Raw genomic sequence first — 16,116 nt, forward strand, 5'->3', positions numbered from 1 at the left:
GGGCGGGTGAGCCGACCGATGATCCCGCCGCGACCGGTCACGCCGGCGCCCCCACCAGGTGCTTGAGGACCGAGGTGAAGAAGCCGAGACCGTCCAGGGAGGGGCCGGTCAGCTCCTCCACCGCGTGCTCGGGATGCGGCATGATGCCGACGACGTTGCCGGCGGCGTTGCTGATCGCGGCGATGTCGCGCTGCGAACCGTTCGGGTTGCCGCCGATGTAGCGGGCGACCACCCGGCCCTCGGCCTCGAGCTGGTCCAGCGTCGCGGAGTCGGCGACGTAGCAGCCCTCGCCGTTCTTGACCGGGATCAGCACCTCCTGGCCGGGCTGGAACGCGTTGGTCCAGGCGGTGCCGGCCGACTCGATCCGCAGGAACTGGTCGCGGTTGCGGAAGTGCAGGTGCTGGTTGCGGGTGAGCGCGCCGGGCAGCAGGTGGGCCTCGCAGAGGATCTGGAAGCCGTTGCAGATGCCGAGCACCGGCAGGCCGCCCCGGGCCGCGTCCACGATCGTCTCCATCACCGGGGCGAACCGGGCGATGGCGCCGCAGCGCAGGTAGTCACCGTAGGAGAAGCCCCCGGGCAGGACGACCGCGTCCACCCCGTGCAGCGCCGGGTCGCCGTGCCAGAGACGGACCGGCTCGGCGCCGGCGATCCGGACGGCCCGCGCCGCGTCCCCGTCGTCGAGCGAGCCGGGGAACGTCACCACACCGACCCGCGCGGTCACGAGCGGGCGTCCGCGGTCTCGTCGGCCTCGACCAGGCGGACCGTGAAGTCCTCGATGACCGGGTTGGCGAGCAGCTTGTCGGCGATCTCCCGGGCCCGGTCCAGGTCCGGTTCACCGGTGAACTCGATCTCGATCCGCCTGCCGATCCGGACCGAGGCGACGTCGCTGACGCCGAGCCGGGGCAGCGCGTTTGCGACGGCCTGGCCCTGCGGATCGAGGATCTCGGGCTTGAGCATGACGTCGACGACGACGCGAGGCACTGGGCACTCCTGACTGTGTACGCAGTTGGGTGCCGACCCACAACGGGCGAGCGCAGCCAGCCTACCTGGCAGATCCCGCCCCGGCCGCACCGGCCGGACGCGGTTCAGGCAGTGATCGACATTGTCGGCGTGGGGCCCGGTGGACCGATGCCGAGTCGTTGTGATCCCGATGCGTGTTCGTTGCCGGGTGGGGCGTTTCGCCCGGTTCGGCCGGCTGGACGCGCGACCCCCGGCGGGCCACCGCATCTCGACCCCAGATCATCGATTAATTTCGATGAAACTCTTGTGAACGACATCTCAGCGCCCTACCGTACATCGTCGGACGTCGATGATAGTCCCCGGGCGGCGGGCCACCCCCGCCCGCCGACCGGCAGGCCGGACCCGGCGAACCCGGGTCCAACCCCCGAAGGAGCCCCCCATGCGCATCCGATCCCTGGTCGCGGTCGTCGCCACCGCCGCGGCCACCCTGCTCGGCGCCAGCTCCGGCGCCGTCGCCGCCCCGGCCGGCCCGGATCCCATCATCGGCGGCAGCACCGTCTCGTCGGCCCCGTGGGCCGCCGCGGTGTTCAGCAACGGCTCGTTCACCTGCTCGGGCACGATCATCGCCCCGCAGTGGGTGCTCACCGCCCGGCACTGCCTCGGCGGCTCGATGTCGGTCCGGGTGGGCAGCGTCTACCGCTCCTCCGGCGGCGTCACCCGCACCGTCAGCGCCACCTACGGCCGCTACGACCTGGCGCTGATGCGGCTGTCCAGCTCGGTGAGCACCTCGTACGTCACGCTGGCCAGCAGCAACCCGCCGATCGGCTCGACCAACTCGATCTACGGCTGGGGCATGACCTGCTACAGCGGCTGCTCGGCGTCCAGCCAGCTCAAGACCGCCTCGGTCCAGGTGACCAGCAACAGCGCCACCGACGCCTACGGCGGGCAGGCGATCCGGAGCACCCGGATCAACGGCAACGCCTGGCGGGGCGACTCGGGCGGGCCGCAGTTCTACAACGGCCGCCAGGTCGGCGTCGCCTCGACCGCCGACGGCCAGAGCATCCAGAACTACGGCAGTGTCGCGTACAACCGGGCCTGGATCACCTCGGTGGCCGGTGTCTGACGGTTAGCGCCCCGGGCGGCGCGGATGGTCGGCGCCGCGCCGGCCGTCCGCGCCGCGCCGTTTTGCAGCATCCGATCAGGTGAACAACCCTCACGATGGGGTGCCGGGTCGCCTGACAGCATCGGAAACGTGCTGGTCGTGACGACGGAGCAACTACCCGGGTACGAGATCCGCCAGATTCTCGGCGAAGTGGTGTCATCGATGGCCAGGACGCGGAACCCGTACCGCGAGGGGGTCAAGAACCTGCGCGGTGGCGCGTACGACCCGATGGCGCCGGACAACCTCACCCGGTGGCGGACCGACTCGGTGGCCCGGCTCGGCGAGGAGGCCCGCCGGCTCGGCGCGAACGCCGTGGTGGGGATGCGGTTCGACAGCCGCGACTGCGGCGAGATGTGGATGGAGATCTGCGCGTACGGCACGGCGGTGATCGTGGTGCCCAAGGTGCCCGACGTCATGCCGCCCGACCAGCCGCTGGTCGCCGCGGAGACCGCCCACGAGGGCGAGATCGCCGAGGCCCCCGGCGGCATCGCCGAACCGGCCAGCGCCCCCAACCTCCGCACCGCCGCCGAAACCCCCACCCGCGACTCCTGACCCCTCCCGCCCGTCCCCCTTCAGGCGTGTTGATCATGGAGTTTGCGTCAGTGTGAAGATCGAAGCTGACGCAAACTTCATGATCAACAGGTGAGGGGGGGTGGGGTTAGAGGATGGGGGGTGGGGTGTAGGTGGCGGCGGTGGGGTGGGCGGCCACTACGGTGGCGACGCGGCGGGCGACGGCGTCGACCTGGGCGGGGGCGGCGCCGACGAAGGCGGTGCGGTCGGCGACCAGCGCGTCGATCTCGCCGCGGGACAGGCCGAGCCGGCCGTCCGCGGCCAGCCGGTCGAAGAGGTCGTTCTCGGCGGCGCCCTTCTCCCGCATGTTCAGCGCCACGGCGACCGCGTGCTCCTTGATCGCCTCGTGCGCCATTTCGCGGCCGACGCCGCGCCGGACCGCCGCCACCAGGATCTTCGTGGTGGCCAGGAACGGCAGGAAGCGCTCCAGCTCACGGTTGATCACCGCCGGGTACGCCCCGAACTCGTCCAGCACGGTGAGGAAGGTCTGGAACAGCCCGTCGGCGGCGAAGAACGCGTCCGGCAGGGCCACCCGGCGCACCACCGAGCAGGAGACGTCCCCCTCGTTCCACTGGTCGCCGGCCAGCTCGCCGACCATCGACAGGTAACCCCGGATGATCACCGCGAAGCCGTTGACCCGCTCGCTGGAGCGGGTGTTCATCTTGTGCGGCATGGCGCTGGAGCCCACCTGGCCCGGCTTGAAGCCCTCGGTGGCCAGCTCCTGACCGACCATCAGCCGGATCGTGGTGGCCAGCGACGACGGCGCGGCGGCGATCTGGGCCAGCGCGGAGAGCACCGCCAGGTCGATCGAGCGCGGGTAGACCTGGCCGACGCTGTCCAGCACCCGGGTGAAGCCGAGGTGCCCGGCCACCCGGCGCTCCAGCTCGGCCACCCTGTCGGCGTCGCCGTCGAAGAGGTCGAGCTGGTCGGCGGCGGTGCCCACCGGACCCTTGATGCCGCGCAGCGGGTACCAGTTGATCAGATCGTCCAGCCGCTCGTACGCGATGAGCAGCTCCTCGGCAGCCGACGCGAAGCGCTTGCCCAGCGTGGTGGCCTGCGCCGCGACGTTGTGCGAACGGCCGGTCATGACCAGGTCGGAGTGCTCCACGGCGAGCCGGGCCAGCCGGGCCAGGGTGGCCACCACCCGGTCCCGGATGAGCTCCAGCGAGCGGCGCACCTGGAGCTGCTCGACGTTCTCGGTGAGATCCCGCGAGGTCATCCCCTTGTGCACGTGCTCGTGCCCGGCGAGCGCGCTGAACTCCTCGATCCGGGCCTTCACGTCGTGCCGGGTGACCCGCTCCCGCTCGGCGATCGAGGCCAGGTCGACCTGGTCGAGCACCCGCTCGTACGCCTCGACCACGCCGTCCGGCACCGGCACGCCGAGGTCACGCTGGGCCCGGAGCACGGCGAGCCAGAGCCGCCGCTCCATCCGGACCTTCTCCTCCGGAGACCAGAGGGCGACCAGTTCGGGCGAGGCGTAGCGGTTGGCGAGCACGTTCGGGATCGTCGTCACGTACCTCATTCTCCCGTACGCCGCGTCCGTCCCCGACCGAAGCCCCCTGCCGGATATACTTCACAAGGTTGCCGTATATAGGGGGCCTGGATGACCAAGATCCTGGTAGATGTCGACGACGAGGCGCTTGCCGACGCGGCCGAGGCGTTCGGCACCAAGACCAAGAAGGAGACGGTCAACGTGGCGCTCCGCGAAGGGGCGGCGCGGGTGCGCCGGGCCCGAGCGCTCGCCGAACTGGCAACTCGCGGGCAGGCAGGAGACTTCGACGAGCTGCTCGACAAGAAGACATACCGTTCGTGAAGCTCGCTGACTACCTGGTCGACACCAGCGCCCTCGTCCGACTGTTCCGGGACCCGGCGGTGCTGGCCCGCTGGGAGCCGGCCATCACGGCTGGCCTCGTCGCCGTCTGTCCCCTCATCGAGTTGGAGTTTCTCTACTCGGCCCGGTCCGTCGCCGACCGCGCTCGACTCGAGGAGCAACTGCGGATCGCCTTCGGCTGGGTGGCCATGCCCGACCGGATCTACGAGCGAGCAACCGAGACCCAGGTTGAGCTGACCGGGCGGGGCTGGCACCGGTCGGCCGCACCTGTGGATCTCCTGATCGCCGCCACGGCCGAATACCACGGGCTGTCGGTGCTGCACTACGACCGCGACTTCGACCAGATCGCCACCGTGACCGGCCAGCCCATGCGGTGGTTGGCACCAGCCGGGTCGGTGAAGTAGACGAGCGGAAGGGTCAGTGTTCCAGGATCGCGGTGACGCCCTGGCCGCCGGCCGCGCAGATCGAGATCAGGCCCCGGCCGCTGCCCTTCTCGGCGAGCAGCTTGGCCAGGGTGGCCACGATCCGGCCGCCGGTCGCCGCGAACGGGTGCCCGGCCGCCAGCGACGAGCCGTTGACGTTGAGCCGCTCCCGGTCGATCGCGCCGAGCGGGGCGTCCAGGCCGAGCCGGTCCTTGCAGAACTCCGCCGACTCCCAGGCGGCCAGGGTGGCCAGCACCTGCGAGGCGAACGCCTCGTGGATCTCGTAGTAGTCGAAGTCCTGCAGGGTGAGCCCGGCCCGGGCCAGCATCCGCGGCACCGCGTAGGCGGGGGCCATCAGCAGCCCCTCGTCGCCGTGCACGAAGTCCACGGCGGCCGTCTCCGACCAGCTGAACCAGGCCAGCACGGGCAGGCTGTGCGCGCGGGCCCACTCCTCGGAGGCGAGCAGCACGGTGGAAGCCCCGTCGGTGAGCGGCGAGGAGTTGCCGGCGGTCATGGTGGCCCGCTCGGCGTCCGGACCCTTGGCGCCGAAGACCGGCTTGAGCGAGCCGAGCTTCGCCAGGCTGGTCTCCGGACGCAGGTTCTGGTCCCGGGTCAGGCCGAGGTAGGGCGTCATCAGGTCGTCGAAGAAGCCCCGCTCGTACGCGGCGGCGAGCCGCTGGTGCGAGCGGAGCGCCAACTCGTCCTGGGACTGCCGGTCGACGTTCCAGCGCAGCGCGGTGCGGGCCGCGTGCTCCCCCATGGACAGTCCGGTGCGCGGCTCGGCGTTGCGCGGGATCTCCGGCTTGAACGGCTGCGACGGGCGCAGCTTCGCCGCGAGCCGCAGCCGCTCGCCGAGGGTGCGGGCGCTGTTCAGCTGGATCAGCGTGCGGCGCAGGTCCTCGTTGACCGCCAGCGGCGCGTCCGAGGTGGTGTCGACGCCGCCGGCGATGCCGACGTCGATCTGCCCGAGGGCGATCTTGTTGGCGACCAGGATGGCGGCCTCCAGGCCGGTGCCGCAGGCCTGCTGGATGTCGTACGCCGGGGTGTGCGGGTCGAGCCGCGAGCCGAGCACCACCTCACGGGTGAGGTTGAAGTCCCGGGAGTGCTTGAGCACCGCCCCGGCGACCACCTCGCCGACCCGCTGACCGGCCAGGCCGTAGCGGGCGATCAGCCCGTCGAGCGCCGCGCCGAGCATGTCCGCGTTGGACGCGCTGGCGTAGCGGGAGTTGGAGCGGGCGAAGGGGATGCGGTTGCCACCGATGACCGCGACCCGCCGGATGTTCTGCACGATCCGCCTCCTGGAAAGTCTTGCCCGAACCCTACTCGTCAGTAGGCTACGCCTATGACCGACAGGTACGCGAGCTTCGTCCAATCGGGGGCCGGCCGCGCGCTGGTCAAGCGCCTCGGGCTGCCCGACCCGCCGCGACTGCGCCGGCACCGCCCCGGCGACCCCCTGCTGCCCGGGCCGGCCCTGCTCGGCACGGCCACCGGCGGTCGCCTCGCCGCGCCGATCGGCAAGATCCTCGCCGCCGCCGGGGTGGAGGTGCGCGATCCGGCCGCCGACGGCGACGCCACCGACCGCTTCGGCGCCCTGGTGTACGACGCCACCGGGATCACCGACTCGACCGGGTTGCGGCAGCTCTACGACTTCTTCCACCCCCGGGCCCGCTCGGTGCTGCCCAGCGGCCGGGTGATCGTGCTGGGCACCCCGCCCGCCGAGTGCGGCACGCCCCGGGAGGCGACCGCGCAGCGCGCCCTGGAAGGGCTGACCCGCAGCATCGGCAAGGAGTTCGGCCGCGGGGTCACCGCCCAACTGGTGTACGTCACCGCCGGCGACGGCCCGGACCTCGCCGCCGGCACGGCGACCAGTCTCGAAGCGACCCTGCGGTTCCTGCTCTCCGGCCGGTCCGCGTACGTCTCCGGGCAGGTGATCCGGGTCGGCGCCGGGCGGGCGGAACCGCCGGCCGACTGGGACCGCCCGCTGGACGGGCAGGTGGTGCTGGTCACCGGGGCGGCCCGGGGCATCGGGGCGGCGCTGGCCCGGGTGCTCGCCCGCGACGGCGCCCGGGTGGTGGCGCTGGACATCCCGGCCGCCGGGGACGAGCTGGCCGCGGTGGCGAACGAGATCGGCGGCAGCGCGGTGCAGCTCGACCTGACCGCGCCGGACGCCCCGACCCGGCTCGCCGAGCACCTGGCCGGCCGGCACGGCCGGGTGGACGTGGTGGTGCACAACGCCGGCATCACCCGGGACAAGACCCTCGGCCGGATGGACGCCGACCGCTGGGACTCGGTGCTGGAGGTCAACCTCTCCAGCCAGGAGCGGATCAACGACGTGCTGCTGGAGCGGGAGCTGATCCCGGTTGGCGGGCGGCTCGTCTCGGTCTCCTCGATCGCCGGGATCGCCGGCAACCGCGGCCAGACCAACTACGCCACCAGCAAGGCGGGCGTGATCGGGCTGGTCGAGTCGCTCGCCCCGGCGCTGCGCGACCGGCAGATCAGCGTCAACGCGGTCGCCCCCGGGTTCATCGAGACCCGGCTGACCGCCCGGATCCCGCTGATGCTGCGTGAGGCGGGCCGGCGGATGAACAGCATGTCCCAGGGCGGCCTGCCGGTCGACGTGGCGGAGACCATCGGCTGGCTGGCCTGGCCGGCCTCCGGCGCGGTTAGCGGCAACGTGGTCCGGGTCTGCGGCCAGAGCCTGCTGGGGGCCTGAGATGGCGACCACCGAGGACCGGCCCGCCCCGACCCGGGCCCGGGCCGAGCTGCCCGCGATGCCCGCGGCCGGCGCGCTCTACCGGCGCGCCCTGCTCGGCGCGTTGCCCGGCGTCGGCGGCCGGCGTGGCGAGACCGTGCCCGCGGTCGAGCTGGCCGTCACCGGCGCCACCGTCGACCGGGCCCACCTGGCCGACTACGACCGGGTCTGCGGGTTCCGGCTGGCCGACCGGCTGCCGGCGACGTATCCGCACGTGCTGGGCTTCCCGCTGGCGCTGCGGCTGATGACCGCGCCGGACTTCCCGATCGCGCTGGCCGGCGTGGTGCACGTGGCCAACCGGATCACCGTGCACCGCCCGATCGGCGCCGAGGAGACGCTCGACTTCACCACGTACGCGGAGAACCTGCGCCCGCACGACCGGGGCCGCCAGCTCGACGTGGTCCTCGTCGCCACGGTGGGCGGCGCGGAGGTGTGGCGGGGCGTCTCGACGTACCTCGCCAAGGAGCGCGGCCCCGGCGGCGGCGAGCGGCGCGACCGGGGCGAGCGGCCGGCCCCGCCGCCCGCCTCCGCGCACTGGCGGGTCGAGCCCCGGGTGGGTACGGACTACGCGCGGGTCTCCGGCGACCACAACCCGATCCACACCTCCCGGCTGGGGGCCCGGTTGCTCGGCTTCCCCCGCCCGATCGCGCACGGGATGTGGAGCAAGGCCCGCTGCCTGGCCGCGCTGGAGAGCCGGCTGCCGGACGCCTTCACCGTCGACGTGGCGTTCAAGCTACCGGTCCCGCTGCCCGGCACGGTCGCCTTCAGTGCCGTCCCGGCCTGGGAGTTCGCCCTGCACGACGCGCGCACCGGCCGCCCGCACCTGACCGGCACGATCCGCTGACTCAGCCCCCGCAGGACCGTCTCCCGGCCAGCATGGGGGCATGGAAGCCGTGCTCGACCTGCTCCGGGAGACGGTCGCCTCGCCGTGGGTGTACCTGGTGCTCTTCGGGGTCACCGCGGTCGACGCGTTCTTCCCGGCGGTGCCGGGCGAGACTGCGGTGATCACCGCCGCGGTCCTCGCCGCCGGCGGGCACCCCGACCTGGTGGGCGTGATCGCGGCGGCCTTCCTCGGCGCGCTCGTCGGCGACCACGTCTCGTACGCCATCGGCCGGGGCGGCGGCGCCGGACCGCTGACCCGACTTCCGCAGGAAGGCCGGCGGCGGGCCAGCTCGGAGTGGGCCCGGCGCGCCGTCGAGCGGCGCGGCGGGCTGATCCTGACCACCTCCCGGTACCTGCCGGGCGGGCGGACGGCGGTCACCCTGACCATGGGCGCGCTGCGCTACTCCCGCCGGTCGTTCCTGCTCTTCGACGCGATCGGGGCGTTCACCTGGGCCGTCTACTGCACGCTGCTCGGCTACTTCGGCGGGTTGGCCTTCGAACGCGACCCGGTCCGGGGCGTGCTGGTCGGGGTGGGGTTCTCCGTCGTCCTCACCCTGCTGCTGGAGGCGGCCCGGCGGCTGCGCGACCGTCGCCGCCCGGTCGCTCCGCGCTGACCACCGCCGCCGGCCTCCCTTGGCCGGCTCAGGGCAGGTCGGCGTCGTGCACCAGGATCGCCACCTGCACCCGGTTGCCCACGCCGAGCTTGGCCAGGGCGCGGCTGACGTGCGCCTTGACCGTGGCCTCGCTCATCCCCAGCCGGCGCGCGATCCCGGCGTTGGCGTGCCCCCGGGCCACCTCGCGGACGATCTCCAGCTCCCGCGCGGTGAGGTCGCCGAGCCGCTGCCGGGCGGCCGTCCGCCGGTCCGGGCCCCGCTCGGCGAAGGACTCGATCAGCCGCCGGGTCACCGTGGGCGCCAGCATCGCGTTCCCGGCGGCCACGGTCCGCACCGCGGCGGCGAGGTCCCGGGGTGGGGTGTCCTTGAGCAGGAATCCGACCGCGCCGGCACGCAGCGCCCGGTGCACGTACTCGTCCCGGTCGAAGGTGGTCAGCATGATCACCTTGGCGCCATCGGCGACGATCCGTGGCGCGGCGGTCAGCCCGTCGGTGCCGGGCATCCGCACGTCCAGCAGCACCACGTCGGGGCGGAGCCGGCGGGCCTCGGCCAGCGCCTCGGCGCCGTCCGCCGCCTCGCCGACCACGGTGATCTCGGGCGCCGCCTCGAGGATCAGTCGCAGGCCGGAGCGGACCAGCTGTTCGTCGTCGGCGACCAGGACCCGGATCACGTCTCGTCCTCCACCGGGATCAGCGCCCGGACCTGGAAGCCGCCGTCGGCCGGGCCGGCTTCCAGCCGCCCGCCGAGCAGCTCCACCCGTTCCCGGAGGCCGACCAGGCCGAGCGCGGCGCCGGGCAGGGCGGGGCCGGGCGTCGACGGGCCGTTGCGGACGCTGACCTCGATCCCGCCGGCCAGGTGGTGCACCCGCACGGCCGTCTCCGCGTCGGCCGCGTGCTTGCGGACGTTGGTGAGCGCCTCCTGTACCACCCGGTGCACGGTCCGGTCCACCGTCGCCGGCAGCGGTCGGGGCGTCCCCTCGTCGTGGCGATGCACCCGCAGCCCGGCCGCGCGCGACTCGCGGACCAGCTCGTCGACGCCGGCCAGGCCGGGCGGTGGGGTGGTGTCCGGCGCTTCGCCGGCGGTCGGGGTGGGCTGGCGCAGCACGCCGAGCACCTCGCGCAGGTCGGTGAGGGCCTGCCGGCCGGTGGCCCGGATCAACGACGCGGCCTCGACGGTCGCCGGGTCGGCGGCGGTCACCTCCAGCGCGCCGGCGTGCACCACCATCAGCGACACCCGGTGCGCCACCACGTCGTGCATCTCGCGGGCGATCCGGGCCCGCTCCTCGGCCCGGGCCCGCTCCGCCCGGGCCTCCTGCTCCCGCTCCAGCCGCGCGGCCCGGTCCCCCAGCGCGTCGAGGGTGTCCCGGCGGGCCCGGATCCAGAGCCCGATGACCAGCGGGAAGACCACCAGCCAGGCGGCCATCGCGATGGCGTTGCCCGGAGTGGCGGTGGTCAACCGGCGCTCGCCCCCCACCGCCCGGCCGATCAGCACGCCCAGCGTGAGCACCAGCGCGGCGCCGGCCAGGAAGCCGCCGAGCCGGCGGCGACCCCGCAGCCGCAGGCCGGCCTGCCAGGACGCGGCGACCGCCGCCGGCCAGGCGGCCAGCAGCAGCCAGGCGACCGCCGCCGCGGCGAACAGCGGCCAGCGCCGCCGGTGGACCGTCGCGGCGGCCCAGCCGGCCGCCACGGCGACGACCAGGACCACCACCCCGGGCAGCGGCGAACGGACCCCGAGCGCGCCGGCCGCCGAGTACCAGACCCCACCGCCGACCAGCACGGCGAGCCCGAGCGGGAGGTACCGCTCGACGGCCCGCCGGAGGACGGCGGCGCTGGAGGTCACGCTCCGAGCGTAGGCGCTGGCCCGCCGGCCGCCGGAGCACCGACGGCCGGGATCGACCCGGCGCCGGGGGTTACCCCGACCGGCCGGGCCTGCCGCCCCTGAGCCGGCTCGGGGGCGGCCGCTACTTAAGTAGCGGCCGCCGGCTGACGCACGGCCGATGGCGGCGGGCCGCACCGGCAGCAGCATCGGGATCATGGATTCGCTGCTCGACCTGCTGCACCAGACGATGTCCTCGCCCTGGGTCTACCTGGCGCTCTTCGCGATCGCGGTGGTCGACGGGTTCTTCCCGGTCGTGCCGAGCGAGACCGCGGTCATCACCGCCGGCGTGTTCGCCGCGACCGGCCAGCCGGACCTGCCGGCCGTGATCGCGGTCGCGGCGGCCGGCGCCCTGGTCGGCGACCACGTCTCGTACGCCATCGGCCGTGGCGGCGGCGGGCGGCTGCTCGCCCGGCTGCCGGCCGGCGGTCGGCGGCGGACGGCGCTCGACCGGGCCCGGAGGGGCATCACCCGGCGCGGCGGGCTGATCCTCACCGTCGCCCGGTACATCCCGGGTGGACGGACGGCGGTCACCCTGACCATGGGCGCGATCCGCTTCCCCCGGCTGCGGTTCCTCGCCTTCGACACGCTCGCCGCGGTCTCCTGGGGGGTCTACTCGGCGCTGGTCGGCTACCTGGGCGGGCTCGCCTTCGAACGGGACCCGCTGCGCGGCCTGCTGCTCGGGCTCGGTCTCGCGCTCACCGTGACCCTGGTGGTCGAGGTGGCCCGCTGGGCGCGGGGCCGGCGCCGGGCGCGCGCCACCGACCCGGGACCGGAGTACGCCGGGCTGCGGCGGTGAGCGCCTCAGCCGGCCGGCGGCCGCCAGGTGGCGCCGCGCAGCAACTGGCCGGCCCCGAGCCAGGCGACGTTCATCATCCGGGTGGCGGTCTTCTCCGGGTCCGCCTCCGGGTGGTCGGCGAGCCAGTCGGCCAGCGACTCGGTCGCCCCGACCAGGGCGTACGCGACCACCTCCAGGTCGGTCTCGCCCACCTCGCGCCCCTCGGCGCGCAGCGCGTGGTCGAGCATCCCGGCGACCACGTCCACCAGCCGGGCCCGCATGGCGGCGAGTTCGCCGGCGAACGGCTGCTCGCCCCGGGCCTGCCGGTAGAGCACCGCCCAGCCGTCCCGGTGCGCCCCGACGAAGCCGAAGAACGCCCGCAGCCCGCGCCAGAGCCGCTCGTCGGCCGGCAGGTCGGGGGCGGCCGCCCCGGCGATCGCCTGCATCATCCGGGTGCCCTCGCGGTGCAGGCAGGCGACGAAGAGCTCCTCCTTGGTGCCGAGGTAGGCGTAGACCATCGGCTTGGAGATGCCGGCGTCCTCGGCGATCTCGTCCATGCTGGCCGCGTGGAAGCCACGCCGGGAGAAGACCTTGACCGCGGCGTCGAGCATCTGCTGCTCGCGGACGGCCCGGGGCAGGCGCTTGAAGGTCGGGGTGCCGGACACCTTGCGAGCATACCTACTCGTGCGTAAGGTTACGCCAGAGTAACCAGATTCGGTCGCCCGAGAGGTGTTCCCCCATGACTGACTTCGACCCGGCCAACTTCGCCAACGTCGGCCCCAAGGAGTTCGCCCAGCTGGTCAAGTCCACCCCCGACGACAAGATCGCCGAGGTGATGTCCGGCGACCTGCGCGGCAAGATCCTCGGCGAGGTCTTCAACCGGATGCCGTCGCTGTTCCGGGCCGACCGGGCCGGCTCCACCAACGCGGTCATCCACTGGAACATCACCGGGCGCCCCGACGGCGGCACCGACACCTACGAGGTGGTCATCGCCGACGGCGCCTGCACCGTCAACGAGACCGCGCAGCACGACCCGAAGCTGAGCCTCACCATGGGCCCGGTCGAGTTCCTCAAGATCGTGTCGGGCGGCGCCAACCCGGTGATGATGTTCATGACCGGCAAGCTCAAGGCGAAGGGCGACCTGGGCCTGGCCGCCAACATCGCCAACCTGTTCGACATCCCCAAGGCCTGAGCATGGCCGAGTTCTCGCTCGACCTGAACGAGGAACAGCGGGACCTGCGCGACTGGGTGCACGGCTTCGCCGCCGAGGTCGTGCGCCCGGCCGCGGCCGAGTGGGACGCCCGGGAGGAGACCCCGTGGCCGATCATCCAGGAGGCCGCGAAGGTCGGCCTCTACGGCTTCGAGTTCCTCGCCACCTGCTGGGCCGACCCGACCGGCCTCTCCCTGCCCATCGCCAGCGAGGAACTCTTCTGGGGTGACGCCGGCATCGGGCTGAGCATCTTCGGCACCTCGCTGGCGGTGGCCGCCATCTACGGCGCCGGCACCCCCGACCAGCTGGTCGAATGGGTGCCACAGTGCTTCGGCTCGGTCGACGAGCCGGCGGTGGCGGCGTTCTGCACCAGCGAGCCGGAAGCCGGGTCCGACGTCAGCGCGATGCGTACCCGGGCGGTCTACGACGAGGCCACCGACGAGTGGGTGCTGCGCGGGCAGAAGGCGTACGCCACCAACGGCGGGATCGCCGGGGTGCACGTGGTCACCGCCTCCGTCGACCCGGAGCTCGGCTCGCGCGGGCAGGCCGCGTTCGTCGTACCGCCGGGCACGGCCGGGCTGACCGCCACCCGCAAGCTGCGCAAGCTGGGGCTGCGCGCGTCGCACACCGCCGACGTCTTCCTCGACGACGTACGGGTGCCCGGGCGCTGCCTGCTCGGCGGCCGGGAGGCGCTGCTGGAACGGCTGGACCGGGCCCGCTCCGGCAAGCGGGCCTCGGCGCAGGCCGCGATGCGCACCTTCGAGCTGTCCCGGCCCACCGTCGGCGCCCAGGCGCTCGGCGTGGCCCGGGCCGCCTACGAGTACGCGCTGGACTACGCCAAGGACCGGGTCCAGTTCGGACGGCCGATCATCGAGAACCAGGCGGTCGCGTTCGCGCTGGCCGACATGAAGATGGAGATCGACGCGGCTCGGCTGCTGGTCTGGCGCGCCTCCTGGATGGGGCGCAACAACCGGCCGTTCACCGCCGGCGAGGGCTCGATGTCCAAGCTCAAGGCGGGTGAAGTGGCCGTCGCGGTGACCGACAAGGCGGTGCAGCTGCTCGGCGGGGCCGGGTTCCTGCGCGACCACCCGGTCGAGCGCTGGTACCGGGACGCGAAGATCTACACCATCTTCGAGGGCACCTCGGAGATCCAGCGGCTGGTCATCTCCCGGGCGATCTCCGGGGTCCAGATCCGCTGACCCGGTGTGCGGCGGCGGCCGGCGCCGGCCGGTGCCCGCCGGGTGGCCCGGGTCACCGCCGGGTGGGTCCGGGCCGGCGTCCGGTGCATGATCGAGGGAACCGCTCACGGAGGGCCCCCAGCTCGGGGGCCCTTCGCGCACCGTCGAAGGAGGCCTGTGGCATGGACCTGCCGTTCATCGTCGCCACACTCACCCGTCGCGGACTACTCACCCCCGGCCGCCCGATCCGGGTCGCCTCCCAGCTCGGTGCGCTGCGCAAGTGGGGCTGGAGCCTCGCCGGCGAGCTGCGCCAGGCGGCCGCCCGGGACCCGGGCCGCACCGCGATCGTCGACGAGCAGGGCGCCGAGCTGACCTACCAGGAGCTGCTGGACCGGTCCGAGCGGCTGGCCCGGGCGCTGCGCGCGGCGTACGGCGTGCAGACCGGCGACCGGATCGGGGTGCTCTGCCGCAACCACCACGGCCTGATCGAGACGATCGTCGCGGCGACCCTGCTCGGCGTCGACGCGGTGCTGGTGAACACCGGGCTCTCCGCCGCCCAGTTGGCCACCGTGGCCGACGAGCAGGCGCTGCGGGTGCTGGTGCACGACACCGAGTTCGCCGAGCGGGTCCTCGGCCTCCCCGCCGAGCTGCACCGCGTCGACGAGCGGGCCTGCGAGGAGCTGATCGCCGGCGCCCTCCCCGGCGAGCTGCACCCGCCGGAGCGCGACGGCCGGATCATCGTGCTCACCTCGGGGACCACCGGCACGCCGAAGGGCGCCCGCCGGCCCACCCCGAACGGGTTCGGCCCGCTGGTGTCCATCATCGACCGCATCCCGCTGCACACCCGGGACCGGGTGATGATCGCCGCGCCGGTCTTCCACACCTGGGGGTTCGCCGCCCTGCAGGTCTGCTTCGCGCTCCGCGCCACCATCGTGCTGCACCGGCGCTTCGACCCGGCCGCCACGCTGGCCGCGCTCGTCGAGCACCGGTGTGACGCGCTCTTCGCCGTACCGGTGATGGTGCAGCGGCTGCTGGAGGTGCCGGCGCCGGACCCGCGGCCGCCGCTGAAGGTGGTCGCGGTCAGCGGCTCCGCGCTGCCCGGCAACCTCGCCCACCGGTTCATGGACGTCTACGGCGACGTGCTCTACAACCTCTACGGCTCCACCGAGGTCTCCTGGGCATCCATCGCCGGCCCGGCCGACCTGCGCGCCGCGCCCACCACGGCCGGCCGACCGCCGCACGGCACCCGGCTACGGATCCTCGACGACGCGGGCCGGCCGGTGCCGGACGGCCGGGTCGGCCGGATCTTCGTCGGCAACGAGATGCTCTTCGAGGGCTACACCTCCGGGGCGAAACGGGAGAGCCAGGACGGGCTGCTGGACACCGGCGACCTGGGTCGGGTCAACGCCGACGGGCTGCTCTTCGTCGACGGCCGGGCCGACGACATGATCGTCTCCGGCGGGGAGAACGTCTTCCCGTCCGAGGTGGAGGACCTGCTCGCCCGGCTGCCGCAGGTACGCGAGGCCGCCGTGATCGGGGTGCTGGACCCGGAGTACGGCCAGCGGCTCGCCGCGTTCCTCGGCCTGCACCCCGGCGAGACGCTCGACCCGGAGGCCGTCCGCGAGTACGTCCGGCACTACCTCGCCCGGTTCTCCGTGCCCCGAGACGTCATCTTCGTGAAGTACCTGCCGCGCAACGCCACCGGCAAGGTGCTCACCCGCGAGCTGCGCCGCTACTACGGCTGACCGGCCGGGGCGGCGGTACGACCGGCCCAGCGTGCTGCTCGACCGGCCGGGGCCGGTCGGGGGGCCGGTCCCGCTCGGCGGGCGGCCGCCGCCGGGCCCGCCTCGCCGCTGTCCCCGGTACGCGGGCGCCCTCGGCA

18 protein-coding genes are annotated in these 16,116 nt (G+C 73.8%); 11 read left to right on the top strand and 7 right to left on the bottom strand.

Features of this window, described 5'->3' with window-relative positions; all coding sequences use genetic code 11:
- Positions 1–37 precede the first annotated feature (37 nt).
- Positions 38–721, bottom strand: coding sequence for a phosphoribosylformylglycinamidine synthase subunit PurQ (gene purQ, locus ACVCAH_RS05345; RefSeq protein WP_447134899.1), 684 nt, complete (start codon positions 719–721; stop codon positions 38–40).
- Positions 718–981, bottom strand: a complete 264-nt coding sequence (gene purS / locus ACVCAH_RS05350) for a phosphoribosylformylglycinamidine synthase subunit PurS (RefSeq protein WP_030332194.1) — start codon at positions 979–981, stop codon at positions 718–720. Before purS ends, purQ begins: the two co-directional genes overlap by 4 nt.
- 418 nt (positions 982–1,399) lie before the next feature.
- Between purS and ACVCAH_RS05355 the strand changes: the two genes are divergently transcribed.
- Entirely contained in the window at positions 1,400–2,083 is a 684-nt protein-coding gene (locus ACVCAH_RS05355; RefSeq protein ID WP_447134900.1) for a S1 family peptidase, read from the top strand.
- A gap of 24 nt (positions 2,084–2,107) precedes the next feature.
- On the top strand, positions 2,108–2,674 hold the full coding sequence (locus tag ACVCAH_RS05360; RefSeq protein ID WP_447134901.1) for a YbjQ family protein: 567 nt from the start codon (positions 2,108–2,110) through the stop codon (positions 2,672–2,674).
- Positions 2,675–2,780: 106 nt separating this feature from the next.
- Here ACVCAH_RS05360 and purB read toward each other — a convergent pair whose 3' ends face one another.
- Positions 2,781–4,205: an adenylosuccinate lyase gene (purB, locus tag ACVCAH_RS05365; RefSeq protein ID WP_447134902.1), complete on the bottom strand. Its 1,425-nt coding sequence runs from the start codon at positions 4,203–4,205 to the stop codon at positions 2,781–2,783.
- A gap of 90 nt (positions 4,206–4,295) precedes the next feature.
- Between purB and ACVCAH_RS05370 the strand changes: the two genes are divergently transcribed.
- The gene (locus ACVCAH_RS05370) at positions 4,296–4,505 is read left to right on the top strand and encodes a type II toxin-antitoxin system VapB family antitoxin (protein ID WP_447134903.1); all 210 of its coding nucleotides are present in this window, start codon (positions 4,296–4,298) and stop codon (positions 4,503–4,505) included.
- A complete protein-coding gene (locus ACVCAH_RS05375) occupies positions 4,502–4,927 on the top strand; it encodes a PIN domain-containing protein (protein ID WP_447134904.1) in 426 nt (141 codons plus the stop codon). The genes ACVCAH_RS05370 and ACVCAH_RS05375 overlap by 4 nt, the downstream gene beginning before the upstream one ends.
- Positions 4,928–4,940: 13 nt before the next feature.
- Here the strand turns inward: ACVCAH_RS05375 and ACVCAH_RS05380 are convergent, their stop codons facing one another.
- Complete coding sequence (locus tag ACVCAH_RS05380; protein ID WP_447134905.1) at positions 4,941–6,233, bottom strand: acetyl-CoA C-acetyltransferase; 1,293 nt, start codon at positions 6,231–6,233, stop codon at positions 4,941–4,943.
- A gap of 54 nt (positions 6,234–6,287) precedes the next feature.
- On the opposite strand from ACVCAH_RS05380, the gene ACVCAH_RS05385 reads away from it, so the two are divergent.
- From ACVCAH_RS05385 to ACVCAH_RS05395, 3 genes are read left to right on the top strand one after another with little or no spacing between them, the layout of a single operon-like run.
- Complete coding sequence (locus tag ACVCAH_RS05385) at positions 6,288–7,658, top strand: 3-oxoacyl-ACP reductase (protein ID WP_447134906.1); 1,371 nt, start codon at positions 6,288–6,290, stop codon at positions 7,656–7,658.
- 1 nt (position 7,659) lies between these two features.
- Positions 7,660–8,541 carry a MaoC/PaaZ C-terminal domain-containing protein gene (locus ACVCAH_RS05390; protein ID WP_447134907.1) on the top strand — a complete coding sequence of 294 codons (882 nt, stop codon included), beginning with the start codon at positions 7,660–7,662 and terminating at the stop codon, positions 8,539–8,541.
- Between the two features lie 40 nt (positions 8,542–8,581).
- The gene (locus ACVCAH_RS05395) at positions 8,582–9,193 is read left to right on the top strand and encodes a DedA family protein (protein WP_447134908.1); all 612 of its coding nucleotides are present in this window, start codon (positions 8,582–8,584) and stop codon (positions 9,191–9,193) included.
- Between the two features lie 28 nt (positions 9,194–9,221).
- Here ACVCAH_RS05395 and ACVCAH_RS05400 read toward each other — a convergent pair whose 3' ends face one another.
- Positions 9,222–9,863 carry a response regulator gene (locus ACVCAH_RS05400; protein WP_447134909.1) on the bottom strand — a complete coding sequence of 214 codons (642 nt, stop codon included), beginning with the start codon at positions 9,861–9,863 and terminating at the stop codon, positions 9,222–9,224.
- A complete protein-coding gene (locus ACVCAH_RS05405; RefSeq protein ID WP_447134910.1) occupies positions 9,860–11,032 on the bottom strand; it encodes a sensor histidine kinase in 1,173 nt (390 codons plus the stop codon). The genes ACVCAH_RS05400 and ACVCAH_RS05405 overlap by 4 nt, the downstream gene beginning before the upstream one ends.
- 193 nt (positions 11,033–11,225) lie before the next feature.
- Here ACVCAH_RS05405 and ACVCAH_RS05410 point away from each other — a divergent pair, with 193 nt between their 5' ends.
- Complete coding sequence (locus tag ACVCAH_RS05410; RefSeq protein WP_447134911.1) at positions 11,226–11,867, top strand: DedA family protein; 642 nt, start codon at positions 11,226–11,228, stop codon at positions 11,865–11,867.
- A gap of 5 nt (positions 11,868–11,872) precedes the next feature.
- Here ACVCAH_RS05410 and ACVCAH_RS05415 read toward each other — a convergent pair whose 3' ends face one another.
- Positions 11,873–12,511 (bottom strand): TetR/AcrR family transcriptional regulator, encoded by a 639-nt coding sequence (locus tag ACVCAH_RS05415; protein ID WP_447134912.1) that lies wholly within the window; start codon positions 12,509–12,511, stop codon positions 11,873–11,875.
- A 74-nt stretch (positions 12,512–12,585) separates the two neighbouring features.
- Between ACVCAH_RS05415 and ACVCAH_RS05420 the strand changes: the two genes are divergently transcribed.
- The 3 genes from ACVCAH_RS05420 (at position 12,586) to ACVCAH_RS05430 (ending at position 15,979) form a co-directional block, all read left to right on the top strand.
- The gene (locus tag ACVCAH_RS05420; protein ID WP_447134913.1) at positions 12,586–13,038 is read left to right on the top strand and encodes an SCP2 sterol-binding domain-containing protein; all 453 of its coding nucleotides are present in this window, start codon (positions 12,586–12,588) and stop codon (positions 13,036–13,038) included.
- A gap of 2 nt (positions 13,039–13,040) precedes the next feature.
- The gene (locus tag ACVCAH_RS05425; protein ID WP_447134914.1) at positions 13,041–14,255 is read left to right on the top strand and encodes an acyl-CoA dehydrogenase family protein; all 1,215 of its coding nucleotides are present in this window, start codon (positions 13,041–13,043) and stop codon (positions 14,253–14,255) included.
- Positions 14,256–14,416: 161 nt separating this feature from the next.
- Positions 14,417–15,979, top strand: coding sequence for an AMP-binding protein (locus ACVCAH_RS05430; protein WP_447134915.1), 1,563 nt, complete (start codon positions 14,417–14,419; stop codon positions 15,977–15,979).
- Positions 15,980–16,116 lie beyond the last annotated feature (137 nt).

The sequence above is a fragment of the Micromonospora sp. LZ34 genome, assembly GCF_052981855.1.

What these genes read in the sequence shown, in the direction of transcription:
- ACVCAH_RS05355 (WP_447134900.1), top strand. Translation starts at nt 1,400, where the DNA reads ATGCGCATCCGATCCCTGGTCGCGGTCGTCGCCACCGCCGCGGCCACC.
- ACVCAH_RS05360 (WP_447134901.1), top strand. Translation starts at nt 2,108, where the DNA reads ATGGTCGGCGCCGCGCCGGCCGTCCGCGCCGCGCCGTTTTGCAGCATC.
- ACVCAH_RS05370 (WP_447134903.1), top strand. Translation starts at nt 4,296, where the DNA reads ATGACCAAGATCCTGGTAGATGTCGACGACGAGGCGCTTGCCGACGCG.
- ACVCAH_RS05385 (WP_447134906.1), top strand. Translation starts at nt 6,288, where the DNA reads ATGACCGACAGGTACGCGAGCTTCGTCCAATCGGGGGCCGGCCGCGCG.
- ACVCAH_RS05390 (WP_447134907.1), top strand. Translation starts at nt 7,660, where the DNA reads ATGGCGACCACCGAGGACCGGCCCGCCCCGACCCGGGCCCGGGCCGAG.
- ACVCAH_RS05395 (WP_447134908.1), top strand. Translation starts at nt 8,582, where the DNA reads ATGGAAGCCGTGCTCGACCTGCTCCGGGAGACGGTCGCCTCGCCGTGG.
- ACVCAH_RS05410 (WP_447134911.1), top strand. Translation starts at nt 11,226, where the DNA reads ATGGATTCGCTGCTCGACCTGCTGCACCAGACGATGTCCTCGCCCTGG.
- ACVCAH_RS05420 (WP_447134913.1), top strand. Translation starts at nt 12,586, where the DNA reads ATGACTGACTTCGACCCGGCCAACTTCGCCAACGTCGGCCCCAAGGAG.
- ACVCAH_RS05425 (WP_447134914.1), top strand. Translation starts at nt 13,041, where the DNA reads ATGGCCGAGTTCTCGCTCGACCTGAACGAGGAACAGCGGGACCTGCGC.
- ACVCAH_RS05430 (WP_447134915.1), top strand. Translation starts at nt 14,417, where the DNA reads ATGGACCTGCCGTTCATCGTCGCCACACTCACCCGTCGCGGACTACTC.